13 protein-coding genes are annotated in these 12134 nt (G+C 39.4%); 10 read left to right on the forward strand and 3 right to left on the reverse strand.

The genetic code is table 11. The features are described 5' to 3' along the window. The first annotated feature begins 1 nt into the window (after position 1). From DS885_RS16910 to DS885_RS16920, 3 genes are read left to right on the forward strand one after another with little or no spacing between them, the layout of a single operon-like run. Entirely contained in the window at positions 2-652 is a 651-nt protein-coding gene (locus DS885_RS16910; RefSeq protein ID WP_113820566.1) for an amino acid ABC transporter permease, read from the forward strand. Between the two features lie 12 nt (positions 653-664). Next, positions 665-1324, forward strand: coding sequence for an amino acid ABC transporter permease (locus DS885_RS16915; protein WP_113820567.1), 660 nt, complete (start codon positions 665-667; stop codon positions 1322-1324). A 20-nt stretch (positions 1325-1344) separates the two neighbouring features. Continuing rightward, positions 1345-2142, forward strand: coding sequence for an amino acid ABC transporter ATP-binding protein (locus DS885_RS16920; RefSeq protein ID WP_113820568.1), 798 nt, complete (start codon positions 1345-1347; stop codon positions 2140-2142). A gap of 41 nt (positions 2143-2183) precedes the next feature. On the opposite strand, the gene DS885_RS16925 is transcribed toward DS885_RS16920, so the two are convergent. Then, positions 2184-2948: a DeoR/GlpR family DNA-binding transcription regulator gene (locus DS885_RS16925; RefSeq protein WP_113820569.1), complete on the reverse strand. Its 765-nt coding sequence runs from the start codon at positions 2946-2948 to the stop codon at positions 2184-2186. A 284-nt stretch (positions 2949-3232) separates the two neighbouring features. On the opposite strand from DS885_RS16925, the gene ltnD reads away from it, so the two are divergent. The 5 genes from ltnD (at position 3233) to DS885_RS16950 (ending at position 8335) form a co-directional block, all read left to right on the forward strand. Continuing rightward, complete coding sequence (gene ltnD, locus DS885_RS16930) at positions 3233-4135, forward strand: L-threonate dehydrogenase (RefSeq protein ID WP_113820570.1); 903 nt, start codon at positions 3233-3235, stop codon at positions 4133-4135. 1 nt (position 4136) lies between these two features. Continuing rightward, complete coding sequence (gene otnK, locus DS885_RS16935) at positions 4137-5393, forward strand: 3-oxo-tetronate kinase (protein ID WP_113820571.1); 1257 nt, start codon at positions 4137-4139, stop codon at positions 5391-5393. Continuing rightward, positions 5390-6022, forward strand: coding sequence for a 3-oxo-tetronate 4-phosphate decarboxylase (otnC, locus tag DS885_RS16940; RefSeq protein WP_113820572.1), 633 nt, complete (start codon positions 5390-5392; stop codon positions 6020-6022). Before otnK ends, otnC begins: the two co-directional genes overlap by 4 nt. Beyond that, positions 6022-6798 (forward strand): 2-oxo-tetronate isomerase, encoded by a 777-nt coding sequence (otnI, locus tag DS885_RS16945; RefSeq protein ID WP_113820573.1) that lies wholly within the window; start codon positions 6022-6024, stop codon positions 6796-6798. The genes otnC and otnI overlap by 1 nt, the downstream gene beginning before the upstream one ends. Before the next feature lie 79 nt (positions 6799-6877). After that, positions 6878-8335: a GntP family permease gene (locus tag DS885_RS16950; protein WP_113820574.1), complete on the forward strand. Its 1458-nt coding sequence runs from the start codon at positions 6878-6880 to the stop codon at positions 8333-8335. A 61-nt stretch (positions 8336-8396) separates the two neighbouring features. Here the strand turns inward: DS885_RS16950 and DS885_RS16955 are convergent, their stop codons facing one another. Further along, positions 8397-9449 (reverse strand): zinc ABC transporter substrate-binding protein, encoded by a 1053-nt coding sequence (locus DS885_RS16955; protein WP_181817791.1) that lies wholly within the window; start codon positions 9447-9449, stop codon positions 8397-8399. 141 nt (positions 9450-9590) lie between these two features. Between DS885_RS16955 and znuC the strand changes: the two genes are divergently transcribed. Both znuC and DS885_RS16965 read left to right on the forward strand, forming a co-directional pair. Next, a complete protein-coding gene (gene znuC, locus DS885_RS16960; protein ID WP_113820576.1) occupies positions 9591-10382 on the forward strand; it encodes a zinc ABC transporter ATP-binding protein ZnuC in 792 nt (263 codons plus the stop codon). Next, positions 10324-11160 carry an iron chelate uptake ABC transporter family permease subunit gene (locus tag DS885_RS16965; RefSeq protein ID WP_258546944.1) on the forward strand — a complete coding sequence of 279 codons (837 nt, stop codon included), beginning with the start codon at positions 10324-10326 and terminating at the stop codon, positions 11158-11160. Before znuC ends, DS885_RS16965 begins: the two co-directional genes overlap by 59 nt. A 103-nt stretch (positions 11161-11263) precedes the next feature. Here DS885_RS16965 and DS885_RS16970 read toward each other — a convergent pair whose 3' ends face one another. Further along, the gene (locus DS885_RS16970) at positions 11264-12025 is read right to left on the reverse strand and encodes an IclR family transcriptional regulator (protein WP_113820578.1); all 762 of its coding nucleotides are present in this window, start codon (positions 12023-12025) and stop codon (positions 11264-11266) included. Positions 12026-12134 lie beyond the last annotated feature (109 nt).

The following is a 12134-nucleotide window of genomic DNA, read 5'->3' on the forward strand; positions in this document are numbered from 1 at the left end:
CATGTTGGATTTCAGCGTTGTTTTAAAATATAGCGACTCATTATTAAATGGTTTATGGACAACAGCTTGGATCTCTCTTTTATCTATTCTAATCGGTTTTGTATTAGGTATTATTCTCTGTTTGGGAAGGTTATCTTCCCATTCAGTTATCCAATATAGTTGTCGTTTTTATATTAGTGCCATCCGAGGCGCTCCCCTCTTAGTACAACTAGCGATTGTCTTTTATTTTTTGCCTTATTGGGGCATTAATATACCGCCTATTGCAGCAGCAATCATTGCACTTTCTTTAAATACGGCGGCATTCCAAGCTGAAATATTACGCGGTGGTTTCCAAGTGATCCCCAATGGTCAAAAAGAAACGGCTTGGAGTTATGGTTATAGTGCTTGGCAACGTTTTCGCTATATCGAGCTACCGCAAGTATTACGCAATACTCTGCCTTCATTAACCAATGAAACGATAGATATCATTAAGAACTCAGCTTTGATTTCAACCATTGCAGTGACTGACCTAATGCGTATCACTCAAACTTATTCATCTACCACCTATCGTCCCATTGAGTTCTTTGTCAGTGCCGGATTACTGTACTTATTACTGACTTCTTGTATCAGCGTGCTCGGGCGTCACCTCGAAGCTCGATTAACGCCACATTAGGAAATATTAACAATGGATTTAAACCTCTTTATAACCTACTGGCCAATGCTCTTAAAAGGGTTGATATACACCCTTTATGTTTGCTCTGTGGGTATCATTATCGCCTTAATAGGCGGGTTAATACTACACCTAATCAGTCGTTTAAAAATTCCTTTTATCGGTCTGTTATACGCAACTTATTTAACCATTTTTCGTGGCACACCTTTATTGGTACAAGTGTATTTAATGTATTACGGCGGGCCTTTTGTAGGCGTTGAACTGAGTGCAGAACAAGTTGGGATTTTAGGGTTAGGCTTATATGGTTCAGCGTACTTTGCTGAGATATACCGATCTGGGTTTGCCAGTATTCCTAAAGGCCATATTGAAGCAGCCTATGATTTAGGCTACTCACATCGACAAATTTTATTCTCAATTCAATTTCCACAAATGCTAGGGCTGATTATTCCCCCTGGTATTAATCAAACTATTATTTTAATTAAAGAATCAGCGATTCTGTCTATTATTACCGTGCCAGAGTTGACCACCGCAGCGGTCACTATGTCAACACAGACATTTAGTGTTATTGAGCCTTACCTATTTTTAGCAGTCGCTTACTGGGCGATTACTTTCTTGGTTGCCAAAATAGGTCAATGGTGCGAAAACCGAGCCACTATTCACCTAGTGCGTAGCTAATTAAAGACTCTGGAGGAGTTATGGAAAAACAACCACATAAAGCAATTAAATTAATTGATTTAAAAAAGCATTACGGTGACAACCAAGTCTTAAAAGGCATTAACTTAGAGATCGATTATGGGCAAGTCGTTTGTATCATTGGCGGCTCAGGATCAGGTAAAAGCACCATGTTAAGATGCATCAACTTCCTTGAGCAATACAATGGAGGTGAGGTGCAAATTAATGGTAAATTATTAGGTTACGGGTCAGATGCACAAGGCAACCTACAATTAGCCCCGAGTCACATCACACAAAACGATTTATCAGAAGTGTGCATGGTGTTCCAACAATTTAATCTATGGCCACACATGAGTGTATTAGAGAATGTGATGTCGCCGTTATTACGAGTTCATAAACTCAATAAACAAGCTGCCCGCGAAAAAGCTTTGTCGGTATTAGAGAAAGTAGATATGGCACATAAAATTGATGCTTACCCTGGACAACTATCCGGTGGACAGCAACAGCGTGTAGCCATTGCTCGATCATTAGGTACTGATCCTAAAATCATGCTATTTGATGAACCAACTTCAGCACTCGATCCAGAATTAGTTGGCGAAGTCTTGAAGGTGATGAAGTCTTTAGCTAACGATGGCATGACCATGGTGATCGTGACACATGAGATGGGCTTTGCAGCGCAAGTTTCAGACAAAGTGGTATTTTTAGCCAAAGGCTTAATCGAAGAACAAGGCGACCCAACAACTTTATTCACCCAGCCTAAGTCAGATAACTTAAAAAGTTTCTTAAGTACCTGGTCAGAACGTAATAGTGGGATTGTTTAATTAAAGTGAGTGTATCAATCTACCCCCTGTAGACTGATACACTAATCATCAGAGCGAATAACCTCAACACCTTTATCTTGCAGATCTGATGTTGCATTATCAGATAAATTAGCATCAGTGAGCACTAAGTCTATTTTCTCAATATCTAAAGCATGAAATGTTGCAATTTTTCCATACTTCGACGAATCCGAAATCAAACAAACCTTTTTTGATACCTTAGCAATAGCACGCTTAACAGTAATCTTATTTTCATTAGGTGTTGATAAGCCCCTTAAACTCCAAGATGAGGTAGATATAAATGCAATATCTATATTCATATCCAATAAGAAATCAGCGACTTTGGGTCCCACAGTAGATTGATTATCACGATCCGCTTTACCACCAGTATGATAAATTTCATGGGAAGAGTGAGCCATCAATAAGGTTGCTATTGAAAAGTCATTAGTAATAATCACTAAATCCCCTCTATTACTCAATTGATGAGCAACCTCTAAGGAAGTCGTCCCTGCATCTAAATACACAGTTGAATTAGGTGATATTAAATCTACGGCAAGTTTACCTATTTGCTCTTTTTGATGAGAAAACTGCATTATTTTCATATCACGTGATAATTCACTATGCAGTACTTCGGTAAGTTGTACCCCACCAGAAACAGAATTTACACGCCCCTGCTTTTCTAACTTTTCTATATCTCGACGCACAGTCATATGTGAAACATCAAGCAAATCAGCAAGTTCAACAATACTTACTACTTGCTGGCTTTTTAACATAAACAGAATTTTACGTTGTCTTTCAGCTGGAATCATAACATCTCTATTTATTCACCTATGGGGTAATAAAGAGTAACAGATAAACACCAAGTTGTTAATAAATGTGAACTTATGTGTAAGTTTTTCTTAATTATGATGAAATTTGTTTTAAAAGTGTTCAAAAATAACATTAAAGAGCCGCGTTATGATTAAAATGACAACAAATGTTAAATAATGTTAAATTACGTTAAGTAATGTGATTAATGACGCATTATTTATTAATATGAGTGTATATACTCCTTTCCACAAACATTAATTAACAACTATTTAACGGAGACAACATGTCAAATGAAGTGAAATCAATTGGAATCATTGGACTTGGCTCAATGGGCATGGGTGCTGCAAAATCTTGTATTAATGCAGGCTTAGATGTTTACGGTATTGATTTAAACGAAGCTGCCCTAGCAACATTAAGTGACGCAGGTGCTAAAGCGGTTTCAACCAATGCATTAGACTTTTCTCAGCAATTAGATGCGGTATTAGTGCTAGTTGTTAACGCTAAACAAGTTAACACTGTGTTATTTAAAACGGGTCTTGCGGCTAGTTTAAAACCAAAAACCGTGGTCATGGTATCAGCAACAATTTCTGCAGACGATGCCAAGCAGATCGAACAACAACTTAAGGCACACGACCTAATCATGCTAGATGCGCCAGTTTCAGGTGGCGCAGCTAAAGCAGCAACCGGTGACATGACAATCATGGCTTCAGGTTCAGCAGAGGCCTTCTCAAAACTAAAACCAGTACTCGATGCAACGGCAGCCAAAGTTTACAACATAGGTGAACAAATAGGCCTTGGTGCAACGGTAAAAATTATTCATCAATTATTAGCAGGTGTACATATCGCAGTGGGTGCTGAAGCAATGGCATTAGCGGCTCGAGCGAATATTCCTTTAGACCTAATGTATGACGTAGTGACCAATGCAGCGGGTAACTCTTGGATGTTTGAAAACAGAATGAAGCATGTAGTAGATGGTGACTATTCACCAAAATCTATGGTCGATATTTTTGTTAAAGATCTCAACTTAGTCGCTGATACAGCAAAAGATCTGCAATTCCCATTACCGCTATCAAGTACCGCATTAAATATGTTCATTTCTGCCAGTAATGCAGGTCATGGACAAGAAGATGATAGTGCAGTGATCAAAGTCTTTGATGGCATCACATTACCTGGCGTGGAGAAATAATATGTTACTTGGTGTAATTGCAGACGATTTTACAGGTGCGACCGACATTGCTGGTTTCCTAGTTGAAAATGGCATGCATACTATTCAAGTTAATGGGGTTCCAGATAAGGAAATGAACATTGACGCAGATGCTGTTGTAATTAGTTTAAAATCTCGCTCATGCCCAACTGAACAAGCAATTAGCGACTCGCTTGCGGCATTAACTTGGCTTCAACAACAAAATTGCCAACAGTTTTATTTTAAATACTGTTCAACATTCGACAGTACTGAAAAAGGCAATATAGGGCCAGTTACCGATGCTTTACTTGAACAGCTAAACGAAGACTTTACAGTTATTTGCCCTGCACTTCCTGTCAATGGACGCACTGTTTTTAACGGGCATCTATTTGTATTTGAAAAGTTACTTAGCGAATCTGGCATGCGTAATCATCCAGTAACGCCAATGACTAACTCTAACTTGATGCAACTGATGGACGCACAGGCGACAGGCTCAACAGGGTTAGTGGATTATCTTAATATCGAGCAAGGTGCTGAGAATATCGTTAACAAACTTCAGCAACTTAAAACAGAAGGTAAACGTTACGCAGTAGTGGATGCCTTCAATGCCAATCATTTAAATGAAATTGGTAAAGCCGCTCACCAACTTAAATTAGTCACTGGCGGCTCAGGTTTAGCAGCGGGTATTGCTAAAAATTGGTCTGCACATTTACGAGATCAAACTCAAGCAAAACAAGCAGGTTACCCATCAAAATTACCAACGGTTATCTTTTCAGGGTCTTGCTCTGTGATGACCAATCAGCAAGTTGCTCATTACAAAAAGACAGCACCACATTTTGCAATCAATGTGGAAGATTGCCTAAATAAACAGGACTACAGCAAACAAGTTTGTGAGTGGGTTATGAGTCAATCAACTAATGAATTGGCCCCTCTTGTTTATGCAACAGCAGATACTGATGCATTACATATAATTCAACAGCAATACGGTGCAGAAGCATCAAGCCTTGCAGTAGAAAACTTCTTTAATGACCTAGCAATTCAATTAAAAGCGGCAGGTATATGTAACTTCATTGTGGCTGGAGGGGAAACATCAGGTGTTGTGACTCAAAGCTTACAAGTAGACAGTTTTCATATCGGCCCACAAATCACACCAGGAGTACCTTGGGTTAAAGCTGTCAATGACAACCTTTCTCTAGCATTAAAATCAGGTAACTTTGGCGACCCTACTTTCTTCACTAAAGCGCAGGAGTATTTTCAATGAATGAAGCTCAATTAAGACAACAAATGGTTGACCTTGCTCGTTCTATGTTTGAACGAGGTTATGCAACTGGTGGCGCTGGGAATTTATCTGTTAAGTTGCCAAATGGGCAATTTTTAGCAACACCTACGGGTTCATCTTTTGGCCGCCTAGTCGCAGATGAACTCTCTGTTGTAGATAATACTGGCGCACATATCTCCGGTAAACGCCCTTCGAAAGAAGTGGCTTTTCACCTAGCTATCTATGAAAAAGATCCAGAGTGTAATGCCATTGTACATCTACATTCTACCTATTTAACCGCGCTTTCTTGTTTAGAAGACCTAGATTACAGCAATGCGATTAAAGCCTTCACTCCCTATTATGTGATGCGAATTGGTGAATTACCTGTGATCCCTTATTACCGTCCAGGTGCACCAGAGATTGCACAAGAGTTATCTAAGTTAGCAGGAAAATACCGTGCCTTTTTATTAGCAAACCACGGCCCTATCATCACAGGTACTGACTTTTTAGATGCTGTAGATAATGCAGAAGAGCTAGAAGAAACAGCAAAATTAGCGCTGTTATTAGCCGATAAACCAACACGCTATTTAACCGATGTTGAAGTAGAAGACTTAAAAGAGAGAGGAAAATAATGGCTAAGTTTGCAGCAAACCTCACCATGCTTTTCACTGAAGTCAAATTTTTAGACCGATTTGAACGCGCTCACAACGCAGGTTTTAAAGCCGTAGAGTTTTTATTTCCTTACGCATTTGCAGCTGATGTTGTCGCCCAAAAGTTACAACAATACAAGCTTGAACAAGCTTTATTTAATATGCCTCCGGGCGATTGGGATGCCGGTGAAAGAGGCTTAGCGGCTCGACCAGGAAGAGAGCAAGAGTTTCGTGACAGTGTTGAAACAGCGCTACATTATGCAACAGCATTAAACTGTAAAAAAGTACACGCTATGTCTGGCATGATCGACCCAAATTATAGCATTGAAGAACATACCAACACGTTTATTAACAACATCAGATATGCTGCTGATGCCTTTGCCAAGCAGGGTATTGAACTAATGATTGAACCATTAAATTCACGTGATGCACCTAATTACTTTATTGCTCATCAAAGACAAGCTGCAGAGTTGATCAAGCAAGTCGACAGAGCAAACGTAAAACTTCAACTTGACCTTTATCATGCGCAAATTATGGATGGTGATTTAACCACACTGATCCAAGATCTGGCTGATGTAACAGGTCATATCCAAATCGCTTCTGTCCCATCCAGAAATGAACCCCTGACTGGTGAAATAAATTATCCATATTTATTCAATGCATTAGATGCATCTGGTTACCATGGCTGGATTGGCTGCGAATATAACCCTAAAACAACAACTGAAGATGGCTTACATTGGGTTGCCCCCTACTTGTAACCATTAACCTTAAAACCACCATTAAATAGTTTATTTAATTAACTTTTTAACCTACTTATTTAATTAAAAGGAGTTCCTCATGGATGGAGCACTGATTGGAATTATTGTTGGCATCATAGCCATGATGTTAATGATTGTAAAAACACGTATCCCTGTAGCACTAGCAATGATCATCGCTAGTATTATCATGGGCCTGTTTGCAGGTATGGTACCTTCTGACTTAATTGGAGCAATTAAATCTGGGTTTGGTGGCGTCTTAGGCGGTATCGGTCTAATCATCGCATTTGGTGTGATTATGGGCGCCTGTTTTGAACGTTCTGGTGCAGCAGTTCGTATGGCCAAAACCTTCGTTAAATTATGTGGTAAAGGGCGTGAAGATTTAGCGCTTGGATTCACCGGTGTACTTGTTGCGATCCCAGTTTTTTGTGACTCGGCTTACATCATTTTACACTCGTTAGTTCGTGCTATTTCACGTGATACAGGAAAATCTGCAGTAGGACTTGGTGTTACATTAGCATTAGGCCTACTGATTACTCATGCACTAGTGCCACCAACTCCCGGCCCAGTTGCTGTAGCGGGTATTTTAGGTGTTAATCTTGGCGAGTACATGATGTGGGGGCTATTAGTATCAGTACCTATGATGTTACTTTCTATGATTTACATTCGTCGCGTGGGTAATGAATATTACCGCGTACCTAATGGTGACTTATGGATCACAAATGCTGCTGAATGGGCTAACCTTGAAAAAGTACAAGCTACTGACGAAAGCACACTGCCAAGTAACTTTTTATCATTCGGTCCAATCTTAATCCCTATCGCACTGATCCTTATTGATACTTTGTTTGGTGAAGGTAGCTCATTTTTCCACTTAACTATCCAACTTATTGGTAACCCAGTAGTGGCTGTTGGCTTAGGTGTGTTAATGGCTCTATACGGCTTAACTCGTAATATTGAACGTAAAGATATGGTTGGTTCAATGGATGACGCATTATCAACAACTGGTTTAATTTTAATTGTAACGGGTTGTGGTGGTGCAATGGGTGCAGTACTTAAGTCTTCAGGTGCAGGACCACAGGTTGCAGAAGCGATAGCAAGTAGTGGTATCCCACCATTACTAGTGCCTTTAGCCATCGCATCAATGTTACGTTTAATTCAAGGTTCTGCGACAGCTTCAATGATGGTAGCAGCAACAATGACTTTACCATTAGTAGATACCTTAGGTTTAGACCCAGTATTTGTTGCATTAGCCTGTGCTGTTGGACCTGTTGGGTTCTCACACTTAAATGATTCATACTTCCATATTATTAATCGTACGCTTGGTATTACTGAGTTAGCGGATCAATTAAGAATTTGGTCAGTATCATCCACTGTAGCTTGGGCAATTGGTGCAAGTATCATAATGATATTAAACTTAATCTTCGGTCAAGGCGGCACTTGGATTGACCCTGTTGTCCCTATTGCGATTCTAGGAATGATTATGGCTTGGATAAAAATAAAATATCCAGCATCCCCTAGCCAATTAGCAATGGCGCAATAAAAACAAAAAAGGCCTAGTAAATACTAGGCCTTTTGCTTTAAGGGTAACTTAAATAGTTAGCTTATTTTAAACCTGTTACTAAATTATCAGCTAGGTTGTTTAATAAGGTGAAGTAAGCTTCAGGACCTTGTTCGATATCAGAACCTAATGGATCTAAGACACCTGTTTTCGCACCAGACCCTTCGATAATTGTCTCTACTAAACTTGATTCAAATTGTGGCTCACTAAATACCGCTTTAGCTCCCGTTCTTTTTACACGTTCACGAATTTCACTAATGCCTTTAGCGCCAGGTTTTCTATCTGGGTCAATGGTTACAGAACCTACCGCATTCAAATCATAAGCAACTTCAAAGTACTGGTATGCAGAATGAAAAGCAAGATAAGGAACGGTTTTAACTGGGGCTAATTTTTGCACTAGCTGTTGATCTAATAACACTAGTTTTTGTTCTAGTTTAGTGGCATTTTCTTGGTATTGAACGGCATGTGCAGGATCGATTGCAATTAATGCTTTCGCAGTTTCAATAACCACTTTCTGAGCCATTTTAGGATCTAACCACAGGTGCATATCATTTACACCATGATGATGCTCTTTGTGGTCAGCATGCTCTTCATGTCCTTCGTGATCTTCATCATGGTCGTCATGTGCTGCGTGCTCTTCATGACCTTCGTGACCTTCGTGACCTTCATGATGGTCGTCATGTGCTGCATGCTCTTCATGCTCATCACCGTGTTCATCGTGATGTTCATGCTCATCCCATTCTGTACCATTACGTGTTTTTAATAATGATGGTTCAAGTACTTCAGCTAATTCTAATTGCGTTGCATTGTTTGCAACTGTCTCTAATGGTTTTTCAAGAAAGCTTTCCATTTCATGACCAATCCAAACCACAAGGTCAGCATTTGCCAACGCTCTTGCTTCTGAAGGACGAAGAGAATAAGCATGTGGAGAACCTTTTTTAACTAATAAGGTAGGTGTTGCAACGCCTTCCATGACAGCACTTACTAATGAGTGCAGTGGTTTAATACTAACAACCACTTTAGCCGTTTCATCTGCCATCAATGTCTGCAAAGGCAGTACAAATACAGATAGACAAATAAATAATAGTTTTTTCATGTTTAGTCCTTTAATATAGTTGATATGGTTAATGTTATAATATAACATTTTTTATTGTCAACTATCTACTGAAACATACTTTGTTTAGATCATGACAAAACACCGATCAGGAACACTTCAAATAATGGTATTTTGCAAAACATGCTAACCTCAAAAAAACAGGATACGAGCCAACCGCTCCTCACCTTAACCAGCGTTAATTTAACGATAAGTGGACGTTCTTTACTTGAATCCGTCGACTTAGAGTTGCACCGAGGCGAAATCGTTACCGTCGTTGGGCCTAACGGTGCGGGTAAGACAACTTTATTACGTGTTGCACTGGGTTTACAAAAACCAACTTCAGGTGCAGTGACTATCGCGTCGAACATCACCATTGGTTATGTGCCGCAAAAGCTGCATATCGACCCGACTTTCCCAATCACAGTAAGACGCTTTTTAGCCTTAGCTAAAGCGCACAATAAACATTCCTTTGAAAGTTTATTAAAAGATGTAGGGGCAGAGCATGTAATCGACTCTCCGTTACAAAATCTATCTGGTGGTGAGTTACAACGTGTATTAATGGCTAGAGCATTAATGCGTGACCCAGACATTTTAGTCTTAGATGAACCGGTTCAAGGCGTTGATGTACACGGGCAAGTTGAGTTATATGACTTGATCAGTCGAGTACGTACCGAACGCGGCTGCGCTATTTTGATGGTATCCCATGATTTACATTTAGTAATGGCATCTACTGACCGAGTATTCTGTTTAAATAAACATATTTGTTGTAGCGGAACACCAGAAGTGGTGGTCAATGATCCTGCTTACACAGCTTTATTTGGTCCTTATGCGGCAAGACATTTAGCTATTTACGTACATGACAAAGAACATCAGCATGACCATGATCACAATCATGAATGCTGCGGTGACGGGGAACATAATCACAATGGATGATTTTTTATTAAGAGCGCTATTAGGTGGATTAGGCGTAGCACTGGTTGCAGGCCCTTTTGGATCTTTTGTGGTGTGGAGACGTTTAGCTTATTTTGGTGACACATTGGCACACTCAGCTTTACTTGGTGTGGCTTTAGGTTTTCTTTTACATATCAATCTAACCTTAGGTATTTTCCTTATTTGCCAAATGTTAGCGATTTTACTGTTTGTTAGCCAATATCAACGCCAGTTAGCTAGTGATACATTATTGGGGATATTTTCCCACGGAGCTTTATCCCTCGGGTTAGTTGCCCTGGCATTTATGGATAACGTCAGAATCGACTTAGTCAGTTATCTGTTTGGTGATATTTTAGCGATTGGTTACAGTGATCTATTTTGGATCTACGGAGCAGGCGGAGTTGCCTTGCTTGGTTTGATTTGGATTTGGAAACCACTGCTATCGATTACTATTCATGAAGATTTGGCACGTGTTGAGGGTATTCCTGTTGATCGAATCAACTGGTTATTCCTAGGCTTAATTGCATTGATTGTAGCGATTATGATGAAGGTGGTTGGGATGTTACTGGTAACCGCACTACTCATTATTCCAGCGGCAACAGCGAGACGCTTTGCTAACACACCTGAAAGCATGGCCTTAATTGCGATGTTAATTGGCGGAGTCAGTGTTGTATTAGGCTTATTGGGATCTTTCCAATACGACACACCATCAGGCCCTACAATCGTGGTCGCTGGTTGTATCTTGTTTATTGGCAGTATCTTATTACCGAAAAGACATTAAGCCTAATAAACAGCACATAACAGAAGGTGCTAAACAACCTTCTGTTATGTCTATCTCATTGAGTAACAGACTACATATCTAGTTGACTGCTAACCGTTAATCTCTATTTCGTTTTTGCCAATTTTTCAGATAAAAACCCAGAAAATGTATGTAATTCATTAACTAATTGTTTTTGACCATAACGGTTAATTTCAGGCGTTAAACCTGAAACACTGATAGCATATGAGACAGCACCATTTAACTCTAATGGTACACCGATACAGGTAATACCTGATTCATTACCTTCGCCATCTAGCGCAAATTTTTGTGTTTTAACAGAGGCTAACGCTTCTAAAAATGTTGCTTTATCTTTAATTTCCACATCACAGAAATGATCAAAGCGTGTTAAATCGTTACCATGTACATCCCAGTATTTCTCTTTATCTTCTTCTGAGAAATTAGCTAAAATAACTTTACCGCAAGCAGCATTATATAACGACGATGTCAGTCCAGTATGAGCATTAGTATGGAAGATAGAAGAGCGTGACTCCTCTTTTTTTAATAAGATGACATTATCAAAGTCACGACGCTGAAGGTTAATAGTAAAACCAACTCGATTAGCTAATTCAGACATATGTGGTGTAATATCAGCTAATAATGAGTCATCGTGAATTACGTTGTAACCTAGTGATAACATCTTAGTGGTTAACTGATAAGAGCTACTGCCCCTTTGACTGACATAGCCATTATTAGTCAAGCATTTACATATACGATGCAAAGTTGGTTTAGGATAAGACAGTGTTTTTGCAAGCTGCTCTAAGGTAATACCATTAGAGCAGTTCGCAATGACTTCAAGCACTTCGAAAGTTTTATTTACAGATTGCATAACTTCTCATTGACAATTTTAATGTTAAATCTAGTACGATTCACTTAGCATAGCTAATAATGATACCTTATAAGCACTATTATAGTATTATTTATAAGCTATATTTAAT

The sequence above is a fragment of the Psychromonas sp. B3M02 genome (genome assembly GCF_003318165.1).
Lineage (GTDB): Bacteria > Pseudomonadota > Gammaproteobacteria > Enterobacterales > Psychromonadaceae > Psychromonas.

What these genes read in the sequence shown, in the direction of transcription:
- otnI (WP_113820573.1), top strand. Translation starts at nt 6,022, where the DNA reads ATGGCTAAGTTTGCAGCAAACCTCACCATGCTTTTCACTGAAGTCAAA.
- DS885_RS16920 (WP_113820568.1), top strand. Translation starts at nt 1,345, where the DNA reads ATGGAAAAACAACCACATAAAGCAATTAAATTAATTGATTTAAAAAAG.
- znuC (WP_113820576.1), top strand. Translation starts at nt 9,591, where the DNA reads ATGCTAACCTCAAAAAAACAGGATACGAGCCAACCGCTCCTCACCTTA.
- DS885_RS16965 (WP_258546944.1), top strand. Translation starts at nt 10,324, where the DNA reads ATGACCATGATCACAATCATGAATGCTGCGGTGACGGGGAACATAATC.
- otnK (WP_113820571.1), top strand. Translation starts at nt 4,137, where the DNA reads ATGTTACTTGGTGTAATTGCAGACGATTTTACAGGTGCGACCGACATT.
- DS885_RS16950 (WP_113820574.1), top strand. Translation starts at nt 6,878, where the DNA reads ATGGATGGAGCACTGATTGGAATTATTGTTGGCATCATAGCCATGATG.
- DS885_RS16970 (WP_113820578.1), bottom strand. Translation starts at nt 12,025, where the DNA reads ATGCAATCTGTAAATAAAACTTTCGAAGTGCTTGAAGTCATTGCGAAC.
- DS885_RS16915 (WP_113820567.1), top strand. Translation starts at nt 665, where the DNA reads ATGGATTTAAACCTCTTTATAACCTACTGGCCAATGCTCTTAAAAGGG.
- DS885_RS16910 (WP_113820566.1), top strand. Translation starts at nt 2, where the DNA reads ATGTTGGATTTCAGCGTTGTTTTAAAATATAGCGACTCATTATTAAAT.
- ltnD (WP_113820570.1), top strand. Translation starts at nt 3,233, where the DNA reads ATGTCAAATGAAGTGAAATCAATTGGAATCATTGGACTTGGCTCAATG.
- DS885_RS16925 (WP_113820569.1), bottom strand. Translation starts at nt 2,948, where the DNA reads ATGATTCCAGCTGAAAGACAACGTAAAATTCTGTTTATGTTAAAAAGC.
- otnC (WP_113820572.1), top strand. Translation starts at nt 5,390, where the DNA reads ATGAATGAAGCTCAATTAAGACAACAAATGGTTGACCTTGCTCGTTCT.
- DS885_RS16955 (WP_181817791.1), bottom strand. Translation starts at nt 9,449, where the DNA reads ATGAAAAAACTATTATTTATTTGTCTATCTGTATTTGTACTGCCTTTG.